Origin of the sequence: Mameliella sp. CS4 (assembly GCF_019392335.1) — a bacterium.
Lineage (GTDB): Bacteria > Pseudomonadota > Alphaproteobacteria > Rhodobacterales > Rhodobacteraceae > Antarctobacter.
This window is the reverse complement of the sequence record NZ_JAHXRQ010000013.1, coordinates 82,331-106,236: the sequence shown is the minus strand read 5'-3', so window position 1 is coordinate 106,236 and position 23,906 is coordinate 82,331. Positions and strand designations below refer to the sequence as shown.

Genomic DNA, 23,906 nt, shown 5'->3' with positions numbered 1-23,906 from the left:
GGGCGCCTTTAGTCGATCACCGGATCGAGACCCATCAACCGGCTGACCGGCGCGTGGTCGTCGGTCAGGATCATCGGGTCCTTTGCCGCCAGGACGCTGTCGATGAACCCGGGCCCCAGCGCGGCAAAGCGGATCTCTTGTGGTGCGCGGGTTGTGATCATAGAGGCCGGGCTGTCCTCGGTCCCCGCCAGCAGGACGAATATCCGCCGCTCGCCGGGCGCTGGCGGGCGGGCCTCCGTCCAGACCTCGACGCTGGGAAAGACGGCGCGCAGGGTTGTCACGATGGCGGCCAGCGCATCCAGCCGGTCGGTGCTGTCGATCAGGTTCATGGCATAGACGCCGCCAGGCGAGAGACGGTCCGAGACCAGTTGAAAGAACTCGCGCGTGACCAGGTGTTCGGGCACGGCAATGTCGGTGAAGGCATCGCCGATGATGACATCATAGGGCGCGGCGCTGTCGCGCAGCGCGGTACGGGCGTCACGGTGCAGGACGGTGACGGTATCGGCGTCGAACCAGAAATCCGCCTCGGCCCGCGCGGTCACGTCCGGGTCGATCTCGGCCACGGTGATGCCGGTGATCCCGCGATCCGCCCAGGCGCGCGGCACCGAGTATGAGCCGCCGCCGATGTGGAACGAGGTGAAATCGCGGTCACCCATGCGCATCCGGGGCAGGGCGTCCAGCATGGCGGTATGGTCCGTGAACATCACGCGCGGGTCCTCGCGGGCGCTGATCCCGTGGGCCAGGTGATCCAGTACCATCAGGCGCACCGGCGCCTCTGCGTCATCGGACAGCTCTACGGTGCGGATGCAGAAATAGCTGCTTTCACGGTCGCAGACGGCGGGCAGGCGCAGTGCCGAAACACCCAACACCAGGGCAAGCACCAGCGTGCCGCCCACCGTGGCCCACTGGCCGCGTGATCCACCAGCAAGGCCAAGGCAGACAAGGGCCGAAACCGCATAGACCGCCGCGATCACCGTCAAAGAGGCGACCGAGCCCAGCCAGGCGACAAAGAGGAACCCGGCCAAAAGCGTGCCCGCGATGGCCCCCACGGCGCCCGCGGCGAACATGGCCCCCAGCGCCTGCTCCGATTTCTCGCGTCCGCGCATCGCGGCGACGCTGAGGATGGGCGCGGGCACACCGGCAAAGAGCGAGGGCAGGAAGAAGGCCAGCGAGGAAATTGCCGTGATTGCCGCCAGGGGATGGGTCAGCGCCTCCAGCACCGGCCCGGCCGTGGCGCGCAACAACAGCGAGGCGCCCGCCGTGGCCAGCGCCGCCGCCACCATGCACCAGGCCGCCCGGCGCAGCGCGCGGCGCGTGTCCAGTGCCGCGATCCGCCCGCCCCACCAGTGCCCGACCGACAGGCCGGCCAGGACCACGGCGATGATCGCGGTCCAGGTATAAAGGCTCATGCCGACATAGGGCGCGATCATGCGTCCGGCGACGATCTCGACCACCATGCTGGCGGCAGAGACGGTCGCCTGCAGAAGGATCATCAGCCAGAGCGGGGCGTGGGGCTGCGGGCTTGTCGAGGTCATGCGGCCATTAGGGCGGTCAGCAGGGGACGGTCAAGTCGGAAACCCGGCCCCCGCCGGCTGGAAAGTCCTGCCACCGGCGGCCTGGACGTCAGCGCAGCCGCTGACCAACCCCGCGCAGCCTGTCAGGCGCTGCGGCGCAGGTCGGATGCGCTCTCGGTCCCGATCCGCAGGGGGCTTGGCCCGGAGGCCGCGCAGCCCGAGACCTGCCAGCGCCTGACCTTATGGTCATGCCGGCCGGCGGCTATCCGCGCAGCCGGGTCGGGGCGCAAAGGAATTGACGGCGCCCGCGGCGGTTTCCTTTGGCAGCAAGTCCAGAAAAGGAGTGCATATCATGCGAACCCAACTGACCCTCGCCGTTTCCGCCATCGCGTTGACCGCTGCGTCGGTCGCGCAGGCCGCCTCGACCGCCCATGCGGTCACCGATCTGAACCTGCGCGCCGCGCCCGCGCCCAACGCAGAGATCGTCGACCCGCTCTACGCCGAGGGCGAGGTTGTCGTGGGCGCGACGCTGCCGGAGGCGGTTACGCTCCACCCCGTGCCCGACAGCCCCTATGAGTACGTCGCGCTGAACACCACCACCGTCGTGGTCGATCCCGAGTCCCGGACCATCGTCTACGTCATCCGCTGAACGCGGCTCCGTGACAGGAGAGGGGCGGCGCCATTGCGGCGGCGCCCCTTTGCGCTGTCTGGTCAGGCGCTTTTCCGTGTCTCGGTCTGCCGGTTGCCAAGGCCAAGACGCGCGCGGATGCCCGCAGGCAGATGCCGTTGGGCCGAGATACGCGGCAGCGGCAGTTCGCGAATGATCCGTTCGACGCCGTAGAGGTCGAGGTATTCGCCGAAATTGTCAAAGGCCCGCCGGTCGCGGTAGTCGATGAATGTCTCGGCAACCGCGCCATTGGCGAGGATCGCGTCATGGGCCTCTGTCTCGACATGGTAGACGGTGAAGCGCTTTGGCAGGTCGGCCAGCGGCACCCAGTCGATCGTGGTGCCGTTGATCAGCGCCGAGGCATTGATCACCATCCCATCCAGGATCATGCCGTGATCACCCGTCACCATCAGGTCGGAATGGGGGAGGCCGCCCCCCAGCGCGCCCGCGCGAATGCGGACCATCTGAGCCCCTGTCGCGCCAATCCCGGCCCGAAGGCTCTGACGGCCCAGCCATTTGACCGGCACGCTGCGACCGTCCTCGGTCAGGACGGGGTCGCCTATGGTCAGGGTCTCGACAGGACGCTCCCCCGACGGCGTGGCAATCGCGGTGCCGGCGGCGAAGCAATAGGTGTAGTCGCCACTGGTGACCGGCCCGACAAAAACAGACCCGTCCGAGGCGTAAGAGGTGTTGGACGCCACCCAGTAAGAGGTGGTGAGCGAGCCTGTCACGGCCACGATCGGGTCGCCATCTGCGTTGAAGCCATAGAGCGTGACCGGGTTCTGAACTGTGCCGGTCCAGGTCAGCGGATCGCCGATGGCCGTGGTGTCATCGCTTGCACCATCGGCCCCGTCTGTCATCGTCGTGTCGGAGACGTAACGGTTTGTATAGGCGGTCGTTCCGTCCGGCGGCGTTGTGCCGAGAAAGTAGGCGTAGGAATACGAATCGGGGCTGGGCATTCAGTCATCTTTCCGTTGTCGTTCGGTGGCTTTGCCTCGGGTGTCCCGCCGAGATACCGCATCTCGCGGGACGGCTGTTTGAGACAGATCAAACGTCTGTCAGCATGGCGGCTGTGCCGCGCGGTTTCAAACCCATTGACCCGACTCGCCCGCTCGCGTTAAATGAACGAGCGTTCATTACTTTGGGAGGAGCGGGCGTGTTTCTGGCGACGATGAAGTTTGACCTGGGCGAGGATGTGCTTGCGCTGCAGGACATGGTGCACAAATGGGCGCAGGAGCGGGTCAAGCCGATGGCGGCCGAGATCGACAGCAGCAACGATTTTCCCGCGCCGCTCTGGCGCGAGATGGGCGACCTTGGCCTGCTGGGCATCACCGTCCCCGAGGAATTCGGCGGCGCGGGCATGGGCTATCTGGCCCATACGGTCGCGGTCGAGGAACTGGCGCGCGCCTCGGCCTCGGTCTCGCTGTCCTACGGGGCACATGCCAACCTCTGCGTGAACCAGATCAAGCTGAACGGCTCGGACGAGCAGCGCCGCAAGTATCTGCCCGGCCTGATCTCGGGCGAGCATGTCGGCGCGCTGGCCATGTCCGAACCGGGGGCGGGATCGGATGTCGTCAGCATGAAGCTGCGGGCCGAAAAGCGGAATGATCGCTTTGTCCTGAACGGCAACAAATACTGGATTACCAACGGGCCGGACGCCGACACGCTGGTGGTCTACGCCAAGACCGACCCCGAGGCTGGCGCCAAGGGGATCACCGCCTTCCTGGTCGAGAAGTCCATGAAAGGCTTTTCCACCAGCCCGCATTTCGACAAGCTGGGCATGCGCGGATCGAACACCGCCGAGCTGATCTTTGAAGATGTCGAGGTGCCTTTCGAGAACATCCTTGGCCAAGAGGGCAAGGGCGTGCGCGTGCTGATGTCCGGGCTGGACTATGAACGCGTGGTGCTGGCGGGCATCGGCCTGGGCATCATGGCAGCCTGCCTGGACGAGATCATGCCCTACATGGTCGAGCGCAAGCAGTTCGGCCAGCCAATCGGGAACTTCCAGTTGATGCAGGGCAAGATCGCCGACATGTACACGGCGATGAATTCCGCTCGCGCCTATGTCTACGAGGTCGCCAAGGCCTGTGACCGGGGCGAGGTCACGCGGCAGGACGCGGCGGCCTGCTGTCTCTATGCCAGCGAACAGGCGATGGTGCAGGCGCACCAGGCGGTGCAGGCGATGGGCGGCGCGGGGTTCCTGAACGATGCGCCCGTGGCGCGCATCTTCCGCGATGCCAAGCTGATGGAGATCGGCGCGGGCACCTCGGAAATTCGCCGGATGCTGGTCGGGCGCGAGCTGATGGGGGCCATGTCTTGAATACCGGGGCCGTGGGACATCTGCGGCGGGACGAGAAAAGGAGCGGGACGGCGGTCTGATGGACTCGGTGATCGACCATGTGGCGAGCGAAACCGCCTTGCACAGTCACCTGCCGCAGGTTGTTGCGGCGTTGGACTGGGTGGCGGCGGGGATCAGCCTTTTCGCCATCCTGCTGCTGGTCATCGGGGCGCTGCGTTTCATCCTGGGCGTGTCGGTTGCAGAGCTGAACGGCGGAGCGGACGGGCGGGTCCGCCGAACCAATCGCGCGCGGCTGGAACTGGGCGGGTACATTCTGGCGGGTCTTGAACTCTTCATCGTCTCGGATGTGATCCACACGGCGCTCAGCCTCGCCTTCGCGGACTTGCTGTTCCTGCTGATGCTGGTCGTGATCCGCGCCATCCTCTCTTATTTTCTCGACCGCGAACTGGCCGAACTGCGGCATACTCTGGACTGACATGGGGTCAGGGGGGAAACTGCGCTGGGTCTGGTGGCTTCCGGTGGCGGGGTTGATCGGTCTTGCGGCGGTTCTGGGCTACCGACAGGGCTGGATCGCGGCGCATCTGACCGAGAGCATGGCGATCGAGACCTATGCCACCCGCTACATGGCCGAGACAGGCGCACGGGCGGCGGATTGCTCGGCGGTGCCGGGGGGCGAAGTCTGGCTGGTGATACGCTGCGGCACAGGGCAGGATCGGCGGGTCTACCGGGTGAACCGTTTTGGCGGACTGGTCACGGGACAACCGGTGGACGGTGACAGGATGAAGGAACCAAGCACATGAAATCTCTTGCATTTGCCTTTGTTTTGGCCGGCGCGGCGGCGCCTCTGGCGGCGCAGGACCTGGTCTTTTCCCCACGCGCCACCGAAAGCTGCCTTGGCTCGGGTGCGGATTTTCGCAGCTGCATCGGTCTTTCGGCCGCAGCCTGTGTCGAGGACAACGGCTATGCCACGGTGGTTCTCAGCGGCTGTTACGGGCGAGAGCTGGACTGGTGGGACGACCGGCTGAATGCCTCTTACGGCTTTGCGGTCCGCTACGCGAAGCAGGCCGATATCGACAACGCCGGTTTCGGCCCCTCACAAGAAGAGGCCCTGCGAGAGATGCAGCGCGCCTGGATCCGGTTCCGCGACGCCAAATGCGCCTATGCCCGCAGCCATTGGGGTGGAGGCACCGGCGCAGGCCCCGCGGGCGTGGAATGCCTGATGCGCGAGACCGCCGAGCAGACCTGGTACATCGAAAGCATGGTGACGCCGGGCTGATGCTGAACACGGCCCCCACATATGACGCGCTGCGCGCGGGCTTTCGCTGGGATCTTCCGGCGCGGTTGAACATGGCCGAACAAGCCTGCGACCACTGGGCGCAAAGCGACCCGGATCGCGTGGCGATCCTGGACCATGCCACTGGCGCAGGGGTGAGTTATGGCGCCCTGGCGGCCCTGTCGCGCCGGGTGCAGGCGGGGCTGCTGGCGCGCGGCGTCGGGCCGGGCGACCGTGTGGGCGTTCTGCTCAGCCAGTCGCCGCTCTGTGCCGCCGCGCACCTGGCCTGCTGGCGCATGGGGGCGATTTCCGTCCCGCTCTTCATGCTGTTCCGCGAAGAAGCGCTGCGGTCGCGCCTGTCGGACAGCGGCGCGCATGTGGTGGTCACGGACGACGAAGGCGCCGGGATGCTGGCCCCCTTCGACTTGGCGATCGTGCGGGAGGAGGATCTGCCTGCCGAAGGGGTCGAGGGACCAGCCATCGACAGCGGGCCGGACACGCCCGCCGTTCTGATCTACACCTCCGGCACCACGGGCACGCCCAAGGGCGCGCTTCACGGCCACAGGGTGTTGACCGGCCACCTGCCGGGGGTGGAGATGAGCCATGATTTCCTGGGCCAGCCGGGTGACGTCCTCTGGACGCCCGCCGATTGGGCCTGGATCGGCGGGTTGTTCGACGTGCTGATGCCGGGCCTGGCGCTGGGGGTGCCAGTGGTGGCGGCGCGGATGCGGCGCTTCGACGTCGAAGATTGCGCAAAGATCGTCTCGGAACATGCTGTCCGGAATGTGTTTTTCCCGCCAACGGCCCTGCGGATGCTCAAGGCGGCAGATGCCCGGCTCACCGGGTTGCGCTCTGTCGCCAGCGGTGGCGAGCCATTGGGCGCCGAGATGCTGGCCTGGGGCCGCGCCGCGCTGGGGGTCACGATCAACGAGTTCTACGGCCAGACCGAATGCAACATGGTGGCCACGTCCTGTGCGGCGCTTTTCGATCCGAGGCCGGGCGCCCTGGGGCGGGCGGTGCCGGGGTTCGACGTTGCGGTGATCGGCGAGGATGGAGCCGAGGTCGAGAGTGAGGGCGACATCGCCGTGCGGCGCGGCTGCGCCTCGATGATGCTGGAATACTGGAACCGGCCAGAGGCGACGGCGGACAAATTCCGCAACGACTGGCTGGTGACTGGCGACCGGGGCGTTATCGAAGAAGGGTTCATCCGCTTTGTCGGGCGCGAGGATGATGTCATCACCTCGGCCGGCTACCGCATCGGCCCGGCAGAAATCGAGGATTGCCTGCTGACCCATCCCGGTGTCGCCACAGTGGGTGTGGTGGGTAAACCCGATCCGCTGCGGACAGAGATCGTCAAGGCCTATGTCGTGCGCAAGCCGGACAGCGATGTTGGCGCGGAGGCGCTGAAGGACTGGGTCAAGGATCGCCTCGCAAGCTATTCCTATCCAAGGGAAATCTCTTTTCTGGACACCTTGCCCATGACGGTTACGGGCAAGGTGATCCGCAAGGACCTGAAGGCGCGCGCGGCAGCCGAGACCGCGCAGGACTGAACAAGGGGACAGGGACATGAAACTGCAATCGCAGGTGTTGACGGCGGGCGAGGCCTTTGAGGCCAACCGCGCGGCCCATCTCGAGGCGCTCGACCAGATCCAGGAGGCCGTCGCGCTGGCCATGTCCGGTGGTGGCGAAAAGGCACGTGACCGACACCTGAGCCGGGGCAAGATGCTGCCCCGCGAACGGGTGGCCAACCTGCTCGACCCCGGATCGCCGTTCCTTGAGGTCGGCACGACGGCGGCGCATGGCATGTATGGCGGCGCGGCCCCTTGTGCGGGGGTGATCGCGGGCATCGGGCTGGTGCAGGGGCGGCAGGTCATGGTGATCTGCAACGATGCCACGGTGAAGGGCGGCACCTACTACCCGATGACGGTCAAGAAACACCTGCGCGCGCAGGAAATCGCCGAGGAAAACGCACTGCCCTGCGTCTACCTGGTGGACAGCGGTGGCGCAAATCTGCCCAACCAGGATGAGGTCTTTCCCGACCGTGACCATTTCGGGCGGATCTTCTACAATCAGGCCCGGATGTCGGCCAAGGGCATCGCCCAGATCGCCGTGGTCATGGGCTCTTGTACGGCGGGTGGGGCCTATGTGCCCGCGATGTCCGACGTTTCGATCATCGTCAAGGAACAGGGCACGATCTTCCTCGCCGGTCCCCCGCTGGTCAAGGCGGCAACCGGCGAGGTGGTGACCGCCGAAGACCTGGGCGGCGGCGATGTCCACACGCGCCTGTCCGGCGTGGCCGACTACCTGGCCGAGGATGACGCCCATGCTCTGGCGCTGGCAAGGCGCGCCGTGGGCTCGCTTGGCGGTGGCGGCGCCACGCCGGCCCTGAGCGGCGAGGCCCCCGCCTACGACCCGGACGAACTGCTGGGCGTCGTACCTGCGGACCTGCGCACGCCCTATGACATCCGCGAGGTCATTGCGCGGATCGTGGACGGCTCTTACTTCGACGAGTTCAAGCCGCGCTTCGGCGAGTCGCTGGTTTGCGGTTTCGCCAAGCTCGAGGGCATGGATGTCGGGATCATCGCCAACAACGGCGTGCTTTTCTCGGAAAGTGCATCCAAGGGCGCGCATTTTGTCGAGCTCTGCTCGCAGCGGCGCATCCCGCTGGTTTTCCTGCAGAACATCACCGGATTTATGGTGGGGCGCAAATATGAAAACGAAGGCATCGCACGGCACGGCGCCAAGATGGTGACAGCGGTGGCCACCACCTCGGTGCCCAAGGTGACGGTGTTGGTCGGTGGCAGTTTCGGGGCGGGCAACTACGGCATGGCGGGCCGCGCCTACCAGCCGCGCTTCCTCTGGACCTGGCCCAACAGCCGGATCTCGGTCATGGGCGGCGCGCAGGCGGCAGGTGTTCTGGCCACTGTGAAACGCGACGCCATCGAACGCGGTGGCGGCACATGGTCCGAGCAGGAAGAGGCGGAGTTCAAGCGCCCCACGCTGGAGATGTTCGAGGAACAGTCGCACCCCTTGTATGCCAGTGCCCGGCTCTGGGACGACGGCATCGTCGACCCGCGCAAGACCCGGGCGGTCCTGGCGCTGTCCTTGCGGGCCGCGCTGAACAAACCCGTCGAGGAAACGCGCTTTGGCGTGTTCCGGATGTGATCGGGATGAGGACGACGACCATGCTCGACATCCATTCCCTTGAGGCGATGCGGAAACCGACCGCTGCGGCACTTGTGTTTCTTTGGGCTGAAAATACTCCGGGGAGTGTGAGGGGCTGGCCCCTCACCGCCCTGACGGCGTCACCGGCAGGAGGCCAGGGACAATGACCATGTTTGACACCATCCTTATTGCAAACCGGGGCGAAATTGCCGTCCGTGTCATCCGCACCGCCCGCGCCATGGGCCTGCGCACCGTGGCCGTTCATTCCGACGTGGACGCCGATGCGCTGCACGTGGCGCTGGCGGATGAGGCGGTCTGTATCGGCGGCGCGGCGCCGTCGCAGAGCTACCTGCGGACCGACGTGATCATCGAGGCCGCGCACACCACCGGCGCGCAGGCGATCCACCCGGGCTACGGCTTTCTCAGCGAAAACCCGGATTTTGTCGAGGCGGTCGAGGCGGCGGGCCTGACCTTCATCGGCCCGTCGGCGCAGGCGATCCGACAGATGGGGCTCAAGGACGCGGCCAAGCGGTTGATGGACGAGGCTGGCGTGCCGGTGGTGCCCGGTTACATGGGCGCGGATCAGGACCCCGGCCACCTGGAGGTCGAGGCGCATCGCGTGGGCTACCCGGTGCTGATCAAGGCGGTCGCGGGCGGCGGCGGCAAGGGGATGCGGCTGGTCGAGACGCCCGAGGACTTCGTCGATGCGCTGGAACGGGCCAAGGCCGAGGCGCTGACGGCCTTCGGCAATGATACGGTGCTGATCGAGAAATACATCCAGCGCCCGCGCCATATCGAGGTGCAGGTCTTTGGTGACGGCACGCGGGCGGTGCATCTGTTCGAACGCGACTGTTCCCTGCAACGCCGCCACCAGAAGGTGATCGAGGAGGCGCCCGCGCCCGGCATGACCGAAGAGATGCGCGCCGCGATGGGGGCCGCCGCTGTCCGTGCCGCCGAGGCCATCGGCTACAAGGGCGCCGGGACCGTGGAATTCATCGTCGACGGGGCGAACGGGCTGCGGCCCGACGGGTTCTGGTTCATGGAAATGAACACCCGCCTGCAGGTGGAACACCCGGTGACCGAGGAAATCTGCGGCGTGGACCTGGTGGAATGGCAGATCCGCGTCGCCTCTGGCGAGGCGCTGCCCGCACAGCAGGAGGACCTCAAGATCAATGGTCACGCTTTAGAGGCGCGGCTCTATGCCGAGGACGTGCCAGCGGGTTTTCTGCCCGCCACGGGCACGCTGTCGGACCTGACCTTCCCCGAGGGGCTGCGGGCCGAAACCGGCGTGCGGGCGGGCGATGCGATCAGCCCGCATTACGACCCGATGATTGCCAAGCTGGTGGCGCATGGGCCCACGCGGGCGGTGGCCTTGCGGCGGCTGGCGCAGGGGCTGCGGAAAAGCCGTGTCGCTGGCACGGTGACGAACCTGGCTTTCCTCGGGGCTCTGGCGGAACACCAAGGGTTCGCGCGGGGCGATGTGGACACAGGGCTGATCGCCCGCGACATCGACAGCCTGACCGCCCAGCCCGAGGTTACGCCGGCGATCTGGGCCGAGGCCGCCCTGACCGCGCTGGGGCTGACAGACACCTCTGGCTGGGAGACGGGTTTTGCGCTCTGGCGGCCGGAATGGCGCGCAGTGGTGCTGGAACAGGGCGGCGAGAGGCGCGAGATCGGCGTGATGGTCCGGGGGCCGGGCTCGGCGCTGGTCTCTGTCGAGGGGCAGGCGGTCGAGGCGCTGCGCGGGGTACGCGGCTGGGCCTTTGATGGCATTCCGGCGGCTGGCGCGCATCTGGCGTCGGGGCAGGTGACGGTCTTTGCCCATTACGGCATTGCCTTCGAGGTTCCCGATCCGCTGGCGCGCGGGGCCGCGGCGGCGGGGGCCGTGGACGGGGCACTGGCGCCGATGCCCGGGCGGGTCGTCTCTGTCCATGTGGGCCTGGGCCAGGAGGTCGCGGAAGGTGACCGGCTGGTGGTATTGGAGGCCATGAAGATGGAGCACACCATGCGCGCGGGCCGCGCGGGCGTGGTCTCGGAGGTTCTGGTGGCCCAGGGCGATCAGGTGGAGGCGGGCGCACCGCTGGTGCTGCTGGAGGAAGACGGGTGATCCGGCTGCATCATGTCCAGTACGGGCGCAGCTTTCGCGTGCTCTGGCTGATCGAGGAGATCGGCCCCGAGCGGTTCGGCGGGCTGGAGGTGATCGCGCATCGCATCGGCACGCCGGAGATGCGCGAAAGCGGCCTGGCGCGGGTTTCTCCGGCCATCCGCATCCCGGCGATCGAATGGGACGGGCTGGAGATGAGCGAATCCGGCGCCATCGTGGAATACTTGGCCGAACGGCTGGCGCCGGAGCTGGCCCGTGCGCCGGATCATCCCGAGCGTCCCGCCTTCCTGCAATGGCTGCACTATGCCGAGACGATGGCCAGCCTGATCGAGAACCTGAACCTGCAGATGGTGTTCCTGCGCCCTCCGGCGAAACCGTCTCCGGTGGTGGTCAAGCTGCATGTCGCCCGCCTGCGCCAGACATTGCGCGGGATGGAAGACGCCCTGGCAGAAAAGGAGTGGCTGCTGCCAGAGGGCTTCTCGGCGGCGGATATCATGATGGGGTTCAACCTCTTTGCCGTGCCCTACTATGTGAAGATGGAGGAGTTCCCGCGCCTGCAGGCCTACCGCGCCCGGATGGAGGCGCGCCCCGCCCACCGGCGGGCGGTGGAGCGGGAGGGGCCGCAGCGGTTCTATGCGCAGGATTTCTATCCTGTGCCGGAGGCGTGAGACGGCGATCCGATTGAGCGCCTGCGGCGCGCAGGTCTTCTCGCCTTTCGCCTGCGGCGGACGGCTCGGGGAGATGGGGATTTGGACCAGGAAGAAGCCCGGGGAGGGAAGATGAGCGAGACAGTCGAGATCTTCGAGGTGGGCCCGCGTGACGGGTTGCAGAACGAAAAACGCGCCATCCCCACGGCGGAGAAGGTGGCGCTGGTCGATCTTTTGTCCGGGGCGGGGTTCCGGCGGATCGAATGCGCCTCTTTCGTGAGCCCGAAATGGGTGCCCCAGATGGCGGATTCCGGCGAGGTGCTGGCGGGGATCACGCGGGCGCCGGGCGTGTCCTACGCGGCACTGACGCCGAACATGAAGGGGCTGGAGCGGGCGCTGGCGGCGAAAGCCTGCGAGGTGGCGGTGTTCGGCGCGGCCTCCGAGGGGTTTTCCAGGGCCAATATCAATGCCTCGGTCGAGGAAGGGCTGGCGCGTTTCGTGCCGGTCGCGGAGGCGGCACGGGAGGCGGGGCTGCCTGTCAGGGGCTATGTTTCCTGCGTGGTCGAGTGCCCCTATGACGGGGCGGTGGCACCCGGGGCCGTGGCGCGGGTCGTGGCGGCGCTGCGCGACATGGGCTGTTACGAGGTCTCGCTTGGCGACACCATCGGGCAGGGCAGGCCCGAGGCGGTGGATGCCATGCTGGCGGCGGTGCTGGAGGAGATGCCCGCCGCGCAATTGGCCGGGCATTTCCACGATACGTCGGGCCGGGCGCTGGAGAATATCGACGTGGCGCTGGCGCGGGGCCTGCGGGTCTTTGACGCTGCGGTCGGCGGGCTGGGGGGATGTCCCTATGCACCGGGGGCGGCGGGCAACGTGGCGACGGAGGCGGTGCACGATCACCTGGTTGCCAAGGGGCATGCAACGGGACTGGACCGCGCCGTTCTGGAGAAGGCCGCGACGATGGCTCGCGCGATGCGGGGGGGCTGAGGTGGATCGGGGGCATTGGGATGCAGCCTACGCGAAAGGCGTCGAGGGCAAGAGCTGGCACGAAGCCGTGCCGGAGGTGTCGCTGCGGATGATCGCGCGGTCCGGGCTGGAGCCCGGGCGGGCGATTGATGTGGGCGGCGGCGCCTCCCCCTTGGCCGGGCATCTGCGCGGGCTGGGGTGGGACGTGACTGTCCTGGACATTTCGCCGGTCGCGCTGGACCTGGCGCAGGCAGCGCTGGGGACGGGGGCGGCGCAGATCACATGGGTCGCCGAGGACATCACGCGCTGGCGCGCCTCGGTGCCTTTCGATCTCTGGCATGACCGGGCGGTGTTTCATTTCCTGACGGATCTTGAGGATCGGCTGGCTTATGCGCGTGCCCTGCGCCACGGGCTGCGGCCCGGTGGGGCGGCGGTGATCGCGACCTTTGCGGAGGACGGGCCGGAGCGGTGCTCTGGCCTGCCGGTGCGGCGCTATTCGCCCGAAGGCCTGCTGGCCGCGCTGGGGCAGGGGCTGCGCCTGGAAGAGGCGGAGCGGGTCCGCCACGTCACGCCATCGGGTCAGGAACAGCAATTTCAGGTCAGCCTGCTCAGGCGAACCGAAGAGGAGTGAGGGACGACATGGATCTGATCGGGGTATCGCGCGACGCGCGGGGGGTGGCGGAGATCAGCCTGCGCCGGGCCGACAAGCACAACGCGCTGTCGGCGCAGATGATGACCGAGCTGGAGGCCACAGCGCGGAGCCTGGCGGAAGAGGCCGAGGTGAAGGTTGTCGTGTTGTCGGCCGAGGGCAAATCCTTTTGCGCCGGGGGTGACCTGGCCTGGATGCGTGCCCAGTTCGAGATGGACCGGGCAACACGGCGCGAGGAATCGGCGCGCATCGCCAAGGCGCTGGCGGCACTTTACGCGCTGCCGCAACCCCTGATCGGCAAGGTGCAGGGCAATGCCTTTGGCGGCGGGCTGGGGCTGATTTCGGTCTGTGACATCGCTCTGGCCGCCGAAGGGGCGAATTTCGGGCTGACCGAGGTCAAGCTGGGGCTGATTCCAGCCAATATCGGCCCCTATGTCATCGCCCGGCTGGGCGCGGTGAAAGCGCAGGAAATCTTTATGAACGGCCGTATCTTTGGCGCCGGTGAGGCGGTGGCGCTGGGGCTGGTGAACCGGGCGGTTCCGGCCGAGGCGCTGGACGAGGCCGTCGCGCAAGAGGTGGCCTTGCCGCTGGCCTGTGCACCGGGGGCGGTGCGTGATGCCAAGGCGCTGTTGCGCCGGCTGGCGGGCGAAGTGACCGAGGCCGAGGTCGAAGGCGCAATCGACGCCCTGGCCGACCGCTGGGAAACCTCCGAGGCGCAAGAGGGAATCGCGGCCTTTTTCGACAAGCGGCCCGCGCCCTGGGCGTGAGCGGGGCGACAGCGTGCTGACCCAGATCGCCCATCTCTACGCGACGGCCTGCCTGGCGGTGGTCTTTTTCCAGTTGGCCCTGATCGGGGGCGCACCCTTGGGGCCCTGGACACAGGGGGGGCGACACGAGGGCGCCTTGCCGGTGTCGGGCAGGGTGATCGCGGCTGTTTCTGTGCCGGTGCTGATCTTCCAGGGGCTTGCCATCCTTTCGGCGGCGGGGTTCCCGGGTCTGGGCTGGCCGCGCTGGTGCGGCTGGGCGGCCCTGGGCGTCAGCGCAATAAGCGCCGTGTTGAACGGGATCACCCCCTCGGCGCGGGAACGCGCGGTCTGGTTCCCGGTGACGATGGTGATGGCCGGGATGGCCGCCTACGTGATGATCTCGACCGCCCGGTGAGAGGGGTCACAGCGACGCCGACAGTTCCGCCCAGCGGGTGGCGATCAGCCGGGCATAGCGCACCGGGGAGAGCCCGTAGGCCCCCACGGCGTAGCCGTCGTTGATCTCGACCACCAGGGTCTTGCCCTGCGCCGTGACTCCTAAGTCCAGCGCATAGGCCGAAGGCGCGTCAGCCTCGGCCTGCGCGGCCAGGGCGGCGCGGATCACTTGCGGGTCCGGAAAGTGCAGCGGGTCGCCGCGATAAGGGCGCAGATCGATCAGGTCGCCGTGCAGCACAAAACCGCGATACTCGGTGACGAACTCCACCGGATCGGCGCATATCACCGGCTCCTCGTCGGCGATATGCGCCGTGGGGATCAGGTCGGCGAAGCTTGCCAACAAGGTGCCGGTGAAGAGTTTGAGCCGGTCGGGCAGGGGCTTGACGAAGATCGCAGTGCCATTGCCAGCAAGGCGCCGCGCCTCGCCCATCGTTGCCTGCCAAATGCGCCGTCCGGCAAAGGGCACCAGCGCCTCGGGTATGCTGTCGAGATCGGGCGCCGTGATCCCCAGCCGCGCCATGCCGCGCCGGGCAAAGCCGATGCCGCCCACCACGATGTCACCCGGGGCCAGCTCCAGCCCGTCGAAGTCGTCGAGCCCGAAGAGCCGAACCTCCTCGCCCATCTGCGCAAAGCCAACGCGGGCCACATGGCGGTTGACGCCGAAAATCGTGTCGTCGGGGGTAAGGATGTGAACGGTCATGGCGGTGTCGTTCCTGTCTGCCCGCGGCTGGTAGCGCAGGCGGCGGGACATGAACATGGCGGGATTCCTGCCCCCGGCGCATGTGATCACAAAACCAAGCGCGACGCTTGGGCGCGGCGCGTGCTGCCGTGCAGCATGATCTGTTCCGGCATCCCTTTGTCAACAAAGGAAAATCCGCCAAATTCAAGGAAAGCCTTTTGTTCGCAGGGATTTGAATGCTTGCGCCTCGTGTTGACCCTGCCAGATGGCAGCGATATGGGACAATAAGCCAAGCGCCAAAGCGCCCGATCCTTGCCCGACCCTTGAAGGAGCCACGTCTTGGAAGAGATGCTGCGGGAATATCTTCCCATCCTCGTCTTTCTGGCCATTGCCATCGGTCTCGGCCTTGTCCTGATCCTTGCCGCGGTGATCCTTGCCGTGCGCAACCCGGACCCGGAAAAGGTTTCCGCCTATGAATGCGGGTTCAACGCCTTCGACGATGCCCGGATGAAATTCGACGTCCGGTTCTACCTGGTCTCGATCCTCTTCATCATCTTCGACCTTGAAATCGCCTTCCTGTTTCCCTGGGCGGTGGCCTTCAAGGACGTCTCGATGGTGGGCTTCTGGTCGATGATGGTGTTCCTGGGCGTTCTGACCATCGGCTTTGCCTACGAATGGAAGAAGGGGGCACTGGAATGGGAGTGACCGACGACAAGGCGCTTGTCACCGATGTGCAGGGTGACGGCCAGCAGGGCCCGCGTGTGAAGTCGGGCCCCTCGGCGCTGTCGCCCTACGGGTCGAACACCGCTGGCGGTGACCGCGAGGTGGCCACCCAGACCCTCAACCGCGAACTGCAGGACAAGGGTTTCCTGCTGACTTCGACCGAGGATATCATCAACTGGGCCCGCACCGGGTCGCTGCACTGGATGACCTTCGGCCTGGCCTGCTGCGCGGTCGAGATGATGCATTCCTCGATGCCGCGCTATGACCTCGAACGCTTTGGCACCGCGCCGCGCGCATCCCCGCGCCAGTCGGACCTGATGATCGTGGCCGGCACGCTGACCAACAAGATGGCCCCCGCGCTGCGCAAGGTCTATGACCAGATGCCCGAGCCGCGCTACGTGATCTCGATGGGGTCCTGCGCCAACGGCGGCGGCTATTACCACTATTCCTACAGCGTGGTGCGCGGCTGTGACCGCGTCGTGCCCGTGGATGTCTACGTGCCCGGCTGCCCGCCGACGGCAGAGGCGCTGGTCTACGGCATCATGGCGTTGCAGAAAAAGATCCGCCGGACGGGGACATTGGTGCGATGAGCGATTTGCTGAACGAACTGGGCGGCCATATCGAGGCCAAGCGTCCCGACTGCGTGATCGGCTGGGACGTCACGCATGGCGAGCTGAACGTCGACGTGGCGCCCTCGAACATCCGGGGCTTTGTCGAGTTTCTGAAGACCGACCCGACCTGCAAGTTCTCGTCGCTGGTCGACATCACCGCCGTGGACTACCCCGAGCGGCCCAAGCGGTTCGACGTGGTCTATCATTTCCTGTCGATGTATCAGAACCACCGCATCCGGCTGCGCGTGGCGATCCGCGAGGACGAGATGGTGCACTCGATCGTATCGGTGCACCCCTCGGCCAACTGGTTCGAGCGCGAGGTCTTCGACATGTTCGGCATCCTGTTTGCCGGCCACCCGGACCTGCGCCGCATCCTGACGGACTACGGCTTTCGCGGCTTCCCGCTGCGCAAGGATTTCCCGACCACCGGCTACACCGAGGTCCGCTACGACGAAGAGCAGAAACGCGTCGTCTATGAACCTGTCAGCCTGGTGCAGGAATACCGCCAGTTCGACTTCATGTCCCCCTGGGAAGGCGCGCAATACGTGCTGCCCGGGGACGAAAAGACGGAAGAAAAAGCATGATGGGTGGTTGGGGCTTTGGCGGCGGCGGAATACTGTGGCTGATCGTCCTCGGCGCACTGGTCGTCGTTCCATTCTGGAAGCTCCTGCCGCGTTTCGGAATTCCCAACTGGGTGGCGATTTTTGCCATCTTCCCGCTTGTGGCGCTGATCCTGCTCTGGGTCATGGCGTTCAAGGATCAGATTGACGGAGGTCGCGCGTGATGGACGGCTCCAAAGGCTTCGAAGACGCCCTGACGGGTGAGCAGAAGATCCGCAACTTCAACATCAACTTCGGCCCGCAGCACCCTGCGGCGCACGGCGTGCTGCGCCTGGTGCTGGAGCTGGACGGCGAGATCGTCGAACGCTGCGACCCGCATATCGGCCTGCTCCACCGGGGCACCGAAAAGCTGATGGAAAGCAGGACCTACCTGCAGAACCTGCCCTATTTCGACCGTCTCGACTATGTGGCGCCGATGAACCAGGAGCACGCCTGGTGCCTGGCCATCGAAAAGCTGACCGGGGTCGAGGTGCCGCGCCGGGGTTCGCTGATCCGCGTGCTCTACTCGGAAATCGGCCGTGTCCTGAACCACCTCTTGAACGTGACCACGCAGGCCATGGACGTGGGCGCCCTGACGCCGCCGCTCTGGGGCTTCGAGGAGCGTGAAAAGCTGATGGTCTTCTACGAGCGGGCCTGCGGCGCGCGCCTGCACTCGGCCTATTTTCGGCCTGGCGGCGTGCACCAGGACCTGCCGCCGGCCCTGATCGACGATATCGAGACCTGGGCCAATGAATTCCCGGCCAAGCTCCAGGACATCGACGATCTGCTGACCGAAAACCGCATCTTCAAGCAGCGCAACGCCGATATCGGCGTGGTGACCGAGGAAGAGATCAACGAATGGGGCTTTTCAGGCGTCATGGTGCGGGGGTCCGGCCTGGCCTGGGACCTGCGCCGCGCGCAGCCCTACGAATGCTATGACGAGTTCGACTTCAAGATCCCGGTTGGCAAGAACGGCGACTGCTATGACCGTTACCTTTGCCGCATGGCCGAGATGCGCGAGAGCGTGAAGATCATCCATCAGGCCATCGAGAAGCTGCGCGCGCCCGAAGGGCAGGGCGATGTCATGGCCCGTGGCAAGATCACCCCGCCCAAACGCGGCGAGATGAAACGGTCGATGGAAGCGCTGATCCATCACTTCAAGCTCTATACCGAGGGCTTTCACGTCCCCGAGGGCGAGGTTTACTGCGCGGTCGAGGCGCCCAAGGGCGAATTCGGCGTCTACCTCGTGGCCGATGGGTCGAACCGGCCCTACCGCGCCAAGATCCGGGCGCCGGGCTACCTGCACCTGCAGGCGATGGACCATGTGGCCAGTGGTCACCAACTCGCCGACGTGGCGGCGATCATCGGCACGATGGACGTCGTCTTTGGGGAGATCGACCGGTGAGAGCGCTGGTCGCGCTCTGCGCGCTGGCGGTCACACCGGCGCTTGCACAGGATGTGCCGGTCTTCCAGGAAGAACGCGGCTTTGAAATCCTGGGCGGTATCGACGACGGTTTGCTGATCCGCAACGGCGGCAATGCTTTCTACTGCGAGGTCGACGAGGGGCCGGACGACCGTTTCCTTGTGATGGAAACCTGCCTGCCGATCCTCGGCCCCAAGGCCGCCGCTGCGGCCTCGCGGGCGACACTGTCGAAGGCGCGCGGCGAAACGGCCTTTGTCGAGGCGCTGGAGGCGCTGCCGCCTGCCGTCTTTATCCCGGCGGTCACGCAGACGATGAAGGAATTCGGCTGCGTGCTGGACATGCGCACGGGCGAAGACGCCTTTCTGGCCGTGCTGGCGCGTCACGTCGCCGAAGAGGCGGTCTATGACGGCGCGATGACCGAGGACCTTATCGACGCCATCGGCGAAGTGACCGAGGACACCGCCGAGGTGATGATGGATCAGGGCCTGATCGTTCTGGATCGCGCCGCCGGCAAGGCGCATCTGGTGAATTGCCCCTGACGGGGAAAGATGGGCCGCCGCCGCGCGGCCTTTTGCGAGGGACGACACGATGAAGAGATACGCTTTTGCCCTGGTCGCGACGGGACTGGTTTCGGGTTGCTTCCTGCCCGAGGGCGTCACCGAAGAAGACCTTGCGGCCTTCGATGCGGCCGTGGCCTCGATCGGTTGCGACCTCGTGAGTGAAAGCGATTATCTGCCGGTGGAACTGCAGACCGGGATGCCGCGCGAAAAGCTGGTGACCATCTCGCAATACAAGGTCGAACAGAAAGAGGCCGTGCCGCTGTCGAACGGCGGTGTGCGCCTTCAGACCGGCGCCTGCGCCCCCAAGACAGAGCCCGCGCCCGCGGCAGCAACGTGACGTGACCGGCCCCAAGGGCCGGACTGGATGCAAGATTGAAACCCGAGGCGCCGCGCCCTGGCGCCGGACGTAAGACGGAAAGCCGAAAGCCATGCTGCGCCGACTGCACCCCGAACAGCCCGAAAGTTTTGCCTTTACGCCTGCCAACCTGGCCTGGGCGCGCGAGCAGATCACCAAGTATCCCGAGGGCCGGCAGGCCAGCGCGATCATCCCGCTGTTGTGGCGGGCGCAGGAGCAGGAAGGCTGGCTGAGCCGTCCGGCAATCGAACATGTCGCCGACATGCTGGGGCTGGCCTATATCCGCGCGCTGGAGGTGGCCAGTTTCTACTTCATGTTCCAGCTGCAGCCGGTCGGCTCGCTGGCGCATATCCAGATCTGCGGCACGACTTCCTGCATGATCTGCGGCGCCGAGGACCTGATGGCCGTTTGCCGCGAAAAGATCGCTGACAAGCCGCACGCGCTGTCCGAGGACGGCAAGTTCAGCTGGGAAGAGGTGGAATGCCTCGGCGCCTGCACCAATGCGCCGATGGCCCAGATCGGCAAGGATTACTACGAGGACCTGACCGCCGAAAAGCTGCGCGATCTGCTGGATGCGCTGGCACGGGGTGAGGTGCCCCAGGTCGGGCCGCAGAACGGCCGTTTCGCCTCGGAGCCCAAGCCGGGCATCACCACCTTGACCGAATTCGTCAACGGCTCGATCAAGCTGAACGCCAGCGCGCAGCTGGCCGAGGATATCGGCGACACGATCAAGCGCATCGACGGCACCGAGGTGCCGCTGACGTCGCCCTGGAATGACCAGTCGGGCACCCGTGGCACCCAACCGGACGCGCCCGAGGCGAAAGTTCCCGCCGGGGAAACCCCGCAACCCGCCAAGCCCGCGCCGAAGCCGGAGAAAGTCGCCGAGGCGCCTGCCGAGGTCGAACAGGCTCTGGTCCAGCCCAGCACGCCGCTGCCCGGGCAGGACGACCTGTCCAGCCGCAAGGGCAGCTGGCGTTACGAGGCGCCTGCCGCCGAGGACAAGCCGAAGCCGAAACCGGCAGAGGACAAACCCGCGGCACCCGCAGCAGAAGACAAACCGGTGGGGCTGGATGGCCCGCGCGACGGCAAGCCCGATGACCTGAAGGAAATCAAGGGTGTGGGGCCCAAGCTGGAACAGCTGCTGCACTCGCTTGGTTTCTACCATTTCGACCAGGTTGCCGCTTGGACCGACAAGGAACTGGCCTGGGTCGACGAGAACCTCGAAGGCTTCAAGGGCAGGGCCACCCGGGACGAATGGGTGGCGCAGGCCAAGGAGCTGGCGGCGCGGTCCTAAAGTCTGATAGCCCCGGACGCCCTTTTTCGTGATACTCCGGTCCAGACAGGACCGGATATCGGCGACAGGGAGGAAAGTCATGGGGGATCGGACTGGGCAGGGGAACTGCGGTCAGTTGAGTTGGGGATTGGCGGCTTTGGCCGCCTTTCTTGTTTTCGTATTGCTGCTGACGCTGGGCGACTGGCGGGTGATTCAGGCGGTCTTTGCCGCCGGCGTGACGCTCGTCGTGCTTGGCCTGCTGTTCTCGAAGGTGTTCTGCGCCAGCCAGGCCACGCCTCCGGCGCCCGTCGCGCGACCCGCGCCGCCCCCCACACCGGCACCGGCGCCGCAGCCCGAGGCCGCGCCCGCCCCTGAAGCGGCACCCGCAGCGCCCGAAAGCGTTGACGACGGGGCGCTGGTCAAACCCAGCGGGGACTTGCCCGGTGAGGACGACCTCGCCAGCCGCAAGGGCACCTGGACCTACAGCGCCGACAGCGCAGCCGAGGCGGCCCCGGCAGAGACGCCAGCGCCGAAATCACCGCCGGAATCACCGCCCGAACCGGCGCCCGCAACCGCCCCCCGCGACGAGGCCGAGGCTCCGTTGGTCAAGACCGGGACGGTCCTCGCCGGTGAGGAGGAACTGGCCTCGCGCAAGGGCAGTTGGACATACAAGCCCGGCGACTGATCCTCTGACGGGGGTGGCATCGTTCCCGCAAGGAATTGCTGGTCACAGAGTGGTCAAACCCGTGGTCGCGGCCTTTGAAAAGGGGCTGCGACATCGCCATGCCTTGCATGCCGCAGCGCAGTATGGCAGGCGTGGCACCGGCACTGTTGGGGAGGAACGGCGCTAAGACACGCGCAGGAAGCTGCGCCCGTTTAGTGGAGCGAGAACGTGACCATGACGACCCCGATCTTTTCGATGACACCCGACTTTACCCCGCTGATGCGCATGATGCAGTTGCAGACCCGCTTTGCGATGGAAGCCAGCCAGGGGATGATGAAACTGGCCATGATGCCCTGGGCTGGCATGCCGACAGGGTTCGGCTCGATCTGCACGCCTATGGGCAGCGTGACGGTTGCGGCCTCGGTGAAAACCACCGAAAAAACCACTGAAGAGGCCGAACCTGCACCCGTCGAGGACGTGCTGGACACCGTTGTGATCGAGGCCACGGCAGAGCCCGTGGCCAAGCCTGAGGTGGCCGTGGAGGAAACCGTAGCTGAGCCCGTGGCAGAAACCGCGGCAGAGCCCGTTTTGGAACCTGCCGCGGCCCCGGCGGCTGCCCCCGAAAAATCCGAGACCGCGCCTGCTGCGGAACCCGCCGCCGCGCCCGAAGTCGCCGCCGTGGAGGCCGCAGCCGACCCCGCGATGGTCAAGCCCGCCGCGCTGAAGGCCCCCAAGGGCGAAGCGGACGACCTGACCGTGTTGAACGGCGTCGGCCCCAAGCTGGCCGAGGCGCTGAACGCCGAAGGAATCTATCATTTCTCGCAGATCGCCGCCTGGACCGGGGAAAACGTCGCCTGGGTCGACGAGAACCTGGCCGGTGTGCGCGGCCGTGCCTCGCGCAACGGCTGGGTGGCGCAGGCCGCCGAACTTGTGAAATAAGGCAGGGGCGGCGATGGCCGGGAACCAGGACTTTAACCGGAGAGGCCGCGCCATCGCGCTGGTGATCGTCGGGACGGCTCTCGGCTGGGTCCTCGCCAATGTCATGGGCGCGGCGCTGGACCTGAGCCAGCGCTGGCGCGCGCTTTTCGACCTTGCTGCAATTGGTGGCTTTGTCTGGGCGCTGTGGATGTTATACGGGCTCTGGCGGGAGCGCCAGGAACACAAGGATTGAGAGATGCTAGCTGACCAGGACCGGATCTTTACCAACCTCTACGGCATGCATGACCGCACCCTCGACGGCGCGAAAAAGCGTGGCCACTGGGACGGGACAAAGGATCTGATCGCCAAGGGGCGTGACTGGATCATCGAAGAGATGAAGGCCTCTGGCCTGCGCGGGCGCGGCGGCGCCGGTTTCCCGACCGGGCTCAAATGGTCCTTCATGCCCAAGGAATCGGATGGGCGTCCGGCCTACCTGGTGGTCAATGCCGACGAATCCGAGCCGGGCACCTGCAAGGACCGCGAGATCATGCGCCACGATCCGCATACGCTGATCGAAGGCTGCCTGATCGCCAGTTTCGCGATGCAGGCCCATGCCTGCTACATCTACATCCGCGGCGAATACATCCGCGAGCGCGAGGCGCTGCAGGCCGCCATCGACGAGGCCTATGACGCGGGCCTCCTGGGCAAGAACGCCGCCGGCTCGGGCTGGGATTTCGAACTGTTTCTGCACCACGGCGCCGGTGCCTACATCTGTGGTGAGGAAACCGCGCTGCTGGAAAGCCTCGAAGGCAAGAAGGGCATGCCCCGCATGAAACCGCCGTTCCCGGCGGGCGCGGGTCTTTATGGCTGCCCGACCACGGTGAACAATGTCGAATCCATCGCCGTCGTCCCGACGATCCTGCGGCGCGGGGCGGAGTGGTTCTCGGGCTTTGGCCGTGACAACAACAAAGGCACCAAGCTGTTTGCCGTTTCGGGCCACGTCAACACGCCTTGCGTTGTCGAAGAGGCCATGTCGATCTCTTTCGAGGAGCTGATCGAAAAGCACTGTGGCGGCATCCGTGGTGGCTGGGACAACCTCAAGGCGGTGATCCCGGGCGGCTCCTCCGTGCCCTGCGTGCGTGGTGAGAACATGCGCGACGCGATCATGGACTTCGATTACCTGCGCGGCGAACTGGGGTCCGGCCTGGGCACCGCGGCGGTGATCGTGATGGACAAGGACACGGACATCATCAAGGCGATCTGGCGCCTGGCCAAGTTCTACAAGCACGAAAGCTGTGGCCAGTGCACACCCTGCCGCGAAGGCACCGGCTGGATGATGCGGGTGATGGAGCGGCTGGTCAAAGGCGAGGCCGACGAGGAAGAGATCGACATGCTCTGGGACGTGACCAAGCAGGTCGAGGGCCACACGATCTGCGCGCTCGGCGACGCGGCGGCCTGGCCTATCCAGGGTCTGATCCGCAACTTCCGCGACGAGATCGAGGATCGCATCAAGGCGCAGAAGGCGGGGCGCGCCAGCGCCGTCGCCGCGGAATGACCGTGCTGTTTCCGGATGTACTCAGGGCCTCCTGCCGTTTGGCAGGGGGCCTTTTGCTTTTTG

General features: G+C 66.3%; 28 protein-coding genes. 25 read left to right on the top strand and 3 right to left on the bottom strand.

Translation table 11 applies throughout. The annotated features are described in order from the left end of the window. Positions 1-8 precede the first annotated feature (8 nt). Entirely contained in the window at positions 9-1,535 is a 1,527-nt protein-coding gene (locus tag KZZ07_RS16235) for a fused MFS/spermidine synthase (RefSeq protein WP_219515787.1), read from the bottom strand. Between the two features lie 331 nt (positions 1,536-1,866). Here KZZ07_RS16235 and KZZ07_RS16230 point away from each other — a divergent pair, with 331 nt between their 5' ends. Continuing rightward, positions 1,867-2,163, top strand: a complete 297-nt coding sequence (locus KZZ07_RS16230) for a DUF1236 domain-containing protein (RefSeq protein WP_219515786.1) — start codon at positions 1,867-1,869, stop codon at positions 2,161-2,163. Positions 2,164-2,225: 62 nt separating this feature from the next. Here KZZ07_RS16230 and KZZ07_RS16225 read toward each other — a convergent pair whose 3' ends face one another. Beyond that, entirely contained in the window at positions 2,226-3,140 is a 915-nt protein-coding gene (locus tag KZZ07_RS16225; protein ID WP_219515785.1) for a Hint domain-containing protein, read from the bottom strand. A gap of 197 nt (positions 3,141-3,337) precedes the next feature. Between KZZ07_RS16225 and KZZ07_RS16220 the strand changes: the two genes are divergently transcribed. The 12 genes from KZZ07_RS16220 (at position 3,338) to KZZ07_RS16165 (ending at position 14,445) form a co-directional block, all read left to right on the top strand. After that, positions 3,338-4,501, top strand: a complete 1,164-nt coding sequence (locus tag KZZ07_RS16220; protein WP_219515783.1) for an isovaleryl-CoA dehydrogenase — start codon at positions 3,338-3,340, stop codon at positions 4,499-4,501. Positions 4,502-4,559: 58 nt separating this feature from the next. Continuing rightward, positions 4,560-4,955, top strand: a complete 396-nt coding sequence (locus tag KZZ07_RS16215) for a DUF1622 domain-containing protein (protein ID WP_219515780.1) — start codon at positions 4,560-4,562, stop codon at positions 4,953-4,955. Positions 4,956-4,998: 43 nt separating this feature from the next. Continuing rightward, on the top strand, positions 4,999-5,280 hold the full coding sequence (locus KZZ07_RS16210) for a hypothetical protein (RefSeq protein ID WP_370631195.1): 282 nt from the start codon (positions 4,999-5,001) through the stop codon (positions 5,278-5,280). Further along, a complete protein-coding gene (locus KZZ07_RS16205; RefSeq protein ID WP_219515775.1) occupies positions 5,277-5,756 on the top strand; it encodes a lysozyme inhibitor LprI family protein in 480 nt (159 codons plus the stop codon). The genes KZZ07_RS16210 and KZZ07_RS16205 overlap by 4 nt, the downstream gene beginning before the upstream one ends. Then, on the top strand, positions 5,756-7,303 hold the full coding sequence (locus tag KZZ07_RS16200; RefSeq protein WP_219515774.1) for an AMP-binding protein: 1,548 nt from the start codon (positions 5,756-5,758) through the stop codon (positions 7,301-7,303). The genes KZZ07_RS16205 and KZZ07_RS16200 overlap by 1 nt, the downstream gene beginning before the upstream one ends. Positions 7,304-7,319: 16 nt before the next feature. Beyond that, positions 7,320-8,918, top strand: a complete 1,599-nt coding sequence (locus KZZ07_RS16195; RefSeq protein ID WP_219515772.1) for a carboxyl transferase domain-containing protein — start codon at positions 7,320-7,322, stop codon at positions 8,916-8,918. A gap of 169 nt (positions 8,919-9,087) precedes the next feature. Beyond that, a complete protein-coding gene (locus tag KZZ07_RS16190) occupies positions 9,088-11,025 on the top strand; it encodes an acetyl/propionyl/methylcrotonyl-CoA carboxylase subunit alpha (RefSeq protein ID WP_305067269.1) in 1,938 nt (645 codons plus the stop codon). Then, positions 11,022-11,690 (top strand): glutathione S-transferase family protein, encoded by a 669-nt coding sequence (locus KZZ07_RS28000; protein WP_219515769.1) that lies wholly within the window; start codon positions 11,022-11,024, stop codon positions 11,688-11,690. Before KZZ07_RS16190 ends, KZZ07_RS28000 begins: the two co-directional genes overlap by 4 nt. Positions 11,691-11,801: 111 nt before the next feature. Further along, positions 11,802-12,656, top strand: a complete 855-nt coding sequence (locus KZZ07_RS16180) for a hydroxymethylglutaryl-CoA lyase (protein ID WP_219515767.1) — start codon at positions 11,802-11,804, stop codon at positions 12,654-12,656. A 1-nt stretch (position 12,657) separates the two neighbouring features. Further along, the gene (locus tag KZZ07_RS16175) at positions 12,658-13,266 is read left to right on the top strand and encodes a class I SAM-dependent methyltransferase (RefSeq protein ID WP_219515765.1); all 609 of its coding nucleotides are present in this window, start codon (positions 12,658-12,660) and stop codon (positions 13,264-13,266) included. Positions 13,267-13,274: 8 nt separating this feature from the next. Then, positions 13,275-14,051, top strand: coding sequence for a crotonase/enoyl-CoA hydratase family protein (locus tag KZZ07_RS16170; protein ID WP_219515762.1), 777 nt, complete (start codon positions 13,275-13,277; stop codon positions 14,049-14,051). 13 nt (positions 14,052-14,064) lie between these two features. Then, the gene (locus KZZ07_RS16165) at positions 14,065-14,445 is read left to right on the top strand and encodes a hypothetical protein (protein ID WP_219515760.1); all 381 of its coding nucleotides are present in this window, start codon (positions 14,065-14,067) and stop codon (positions 14,443-14,445) included. 6 nt (positions 14,446-14,451) lie between these two features. On the opposite strand, the gene KZZ07_RS16160 is transcribed toward KZZ07_RS16165, so the two are convergent. Next, positions 14,452-15,240: an ATP-grasp domain-containing protein gene (locus KZZ07_RS16160; protein WP_219515758.1), complete on the bottom strand. Its 789-nt coding sequence runs from the start codon at positions 15,238-15,240 to the stop codon at positions 14,452-14,454. 261 nt (positions 15,241-15,501) lie between these two features. On the opposite strand from KZZ07_RS16160, the gene KZZ07_RS16155 reads away from it, so the two are divergent. From KZZ07_RS16155 to nuoF, 12 genes are all read left to right on the top strand, one after another. After that, a complete protein-coding gene (locus KZZ07_RS16155; protein WP_043143593.1) occupies positions 15,502-15,867 on the top strand; it encodes an NADH-quinone oxidoreductase subunit A in 366 nt (121 codons plus the stop codon). Further along, on the top strand, positions 15,858-16,475 hold the full coding sequence (locus KZZ07_RS16150) for a NuoB/complex I 20 kDa subunit family protein (protein WP_229754806.1): 618 nt from the start codon (positions 15,858-15,860) through the stop codon (positions 16,473-16,475). The genes KZZ07_RS16155 and KZZ07_RS16150 overlap by 10 nt, the downstream gene beginning before the upstream one ends. Beyond that, entirely contained in the window at positions 16,472-17,080 is a 609-nt protein-coding gene (locus KZZ07_RS16145) for an NADH-quinone oxidoreductase subunit C (RefSeq protein ID WP_219515756.1), read from the top strand. Before KZZ07_RS16150 ends, KZZ07_RS16145 begins: the two co-directional genes overlap by 4 nt. After that, complete coding sequence (locus tag KZZ07_RS16140; protein WP_255564391.1) at positions 17,077-17,280, top strand: hypothetical protein; 204 nt, start codon at positions 17,077-17,079, stop codon at positions 17,278-17,280. The genes KZZ07_RS16145 and KZZ07_RS16140 overlap by 4 nt, the downstream gene beginning before the upstream one ends. Next, the gene (locus KZZ07_RS16135; protein WP_219515754.1) at positions 17,277-18,500 is read left to right on the top strand and encodes an NADH-quinone oxidoreductase subunit D; all 1,224 of its coding nucleotides are present in this window, start codon (positions 17,277-17,279) and stop codon (positions 18,498-18,500) included. Before KZZ07_RS16140 ends, KZZ07_RS16135 begins: the two co-directional genes overlap by 4 nt. Then, on the top strand, positions 18,497-19,057 hold the full coding sequence (locus tag KZZ07_RS16130) for a hypothetical protein (RefSeq protein ID WP_219515752.1): 561 nt from the start codon (positions 18,497-18,499) through the stop codon (positions 19,055-19,057). Before KZZ07_RS16135 ends, KZZ07_RS16130 begins: the two co-directional genes overlap by 4 nt. 49 nt (positions 19,058-19,106) lie before the next feature. Next, entirely contained in the window at positions 19,107-19,415 is a 309-nt protein-coding gene (locus tag KZZ07_RS16125) for a hypothetical protein (protein WP_219515750.1), read from the top strand. Between the two features lie 91 nt (positions 19,416-19,506). Further along, positions 19,507-20,727: an NADH-quinone oxidoreductase subunit E gene (locus KZZ07_RS16120; protein ID WP_219515749.1), complete on the top strand. Its 1,221-nt coding sequence runs from the start codon at positions 19,507-19,509 to the stop codon at positions 20,725-20,727. A 79-nt stretch (positions 20,728-20,806) separates the two neighbouring features. Then, on the top strand, positions 20,807-21,391 hold the full coding sequence (locus tag KZZ07_RS16115) for a hypothetical protein (protein WP_219515747.1): 585 nt from the start codon (positions 20,807-20,809) through the stop codon (positions 21,389-21,391). Positions 21,392-21,604: 213 nt separating this feature from the next. After that, positions 21,605-22,309 carry a helix-hairpin-helix domain-containing protein gene (locus KZZ07_RS16110; protein ID WP_500862241.1) on the top strand — a complete coding sequence of 235 codons (705 nt, stop codon included), beginning with the start codon at positions 21,605-21,607 and terminating at the stop codon, positions 22,307-22,309. Positions 22,310-22,322: 13 nt separating this feature from the next. Beyond that, positions 22,323-22,541, top strand: coding sequence for a DUF5337 domain-containing protein (locus KZZ07_RS16105; protein WP_219515743.1), 219 nt, complete (start codon positions 22,323-22,325; stop codon positions 22,539-22,541). A 3-nt stretch (positions 22,542-22,544) separates the two neighbouring features. Then, complete coding sequence (nuoF, locus tag KZZ07_RS16100; RefSeq protein ID WP_219515741.1) at positions 22,545-23,843, top strand: NADH-quinone oxidoreductase subunit NuoF; 1,299 nt, start codon at positions 22,545-22,547, stop codon at positions 23,841-23,843. Positions 23,844-23,906: the final 63 nt, after the last annotated feature.

Excerpts from the sequence above, each read along its gene's own strand:
- KZZ07_RS16235 (WP_219515787.1), bottom strand. The coding sequence starts at position 1,535 with ATGACCTCGACAAGCCCGCAGCCCCACGCCCCGCTCTGGCTGATGATC.
- KZZ07_RS16230 (WP_219515786.1), top strand. The coding sequence starts at position 1,867 with ATGCGAACCCAACTGACCCTCGCCGTTTCCGCCATCGCGTTGACCGCT.
- KZZ07_RS16225 (WP_219515785.1), bottom strand. The coding sequence starts at position 3,140 with ATGCCCAGCCCCGATTCGTATTCCTACGCCTACTTTCTCGGCACAACG.
- KZZ07_RS16215 (WP_219515780.1), top strand. The coding sequence starts at position 4,560 with ATGGACTCGGTGATCGACCATGTGGCGAGCGAAACCGCCTTGCACAGT.
- KZZ07_RS16205 (WP_219515775.1), top strand. The coding sequence starts at position 5,277 with ATGAAATCTCTTGCATTTGCCTTTGTTTTGGCCGGCGCGGCGGCGCCT.
- KZZ07_RS16200 (WP_219515774.1), top strand. The coding sequence starts at position 5,756 with ATGCTGAACACGGCCCCCACATATGACGCGCTGCGCGCGGGCTTTCGC.
- KZZ07_RS16195 (WP_219515772.1), top strand. The coding sequence starts at position 7,320 with ATGAAACTGCAATCGCAGGTGTTGACGGCGGGCGAGGCCTTTGAGGCC.
- KZZ07_RS16190 (WP_305067269.1), top strand. The coding sequence starts at position 9,088 with ATGTTTGACACCATCCTTATTGCAAACCGGGGCGAAATTGCCGTCCGT.
- KZZ07_RS16180 (WP_219515767.1), top strand. The coding sequence starts at position 11,802 with ATGAGCGAGACAGTCGAGATCTTCGAGGTGGGCCCGCGTGACGGGTTG.
- KZZ07_RS16170 (WP_219515762.1), top strand. The coding sequence starts at position 13,275 with ATGGATCTGATCGGGGTATCGCGCGACGCGCGGGGGGTGGCGGAGATC.
- KZZ07_RS16160 (WP_219515758.1), bottom strand. The coding sequence starts at position 15,240 with ATGTTCATGTCCCGCCGCCTGCGCTACCAGCCGCGGGCAGACAGGAAC.
- KZZ07_RS16150 (WP_229754806.1), top strand. The coding sequence starts at position 15,858 with ATGGGAGTGACCGACGACAAGGCGCTTGTCACCGATGTGCAGGGTGAC.
- KZZ07_RS16145 (WP_219515756.1), top strand. The coding sequence starts at position 16,472 with ATGAGCGATTTGCTGAACGAACTGGGCGGCCATATCGAGGCCAAGCGT.
- KZZ07_RS16140 (WP_255564391.1), top strand. The coding sequence starts at position 17,077 with ATGATGGGTGGTTGGGGCTTTGGCGGCGGCGGAATACTGTGGCTGATC.
- KZZ07_RS16125 (WP_219515750.1), top strand. The coding sequence starts at position 19,107 with ATGAAGAGATACGCTTTTGCCCTGGTCGCGACGGGACTGGTTTCGGGT.
- KZZ07_RS16120 (WP_219515749.1), top strand. The coding sequence starts at position 19,507 with ATGCTGCGCCGACTGCACCCCGAACAGCCCGAAAGTTTTGCCTTTACG.
- KZZ07_RS16115 (WP_219515747.1), top strand. The coding sequence starts at position 20,807 with ATGGGGGATCGGACTGGGCAGGGGAACTGCGGTCAGTTGAGTTGGGGA.
- KZZ07_RS16110 (WP_500862241.1), top strand. The coding sequence starts at position 21,605 with ATGACGACCCCGATCTTTTCGATGACACCCGACTTTACCCCGCTGATG.
- KZZ07_RS16105 (WP_219515743.1), top strand. The coding sequence starts at position 22,323 with ATGGCCGGGAACCAGGACTTTAACCGGAGAGGCCGCGCCATCGCGCTG.
- nuoF (WP_219515741.1), top strand. The coding sequence starts at position 22,545 with ATGCTAGCTGACCAGGACCGGATCTTTACCAACCTCTACGGCATGCAT.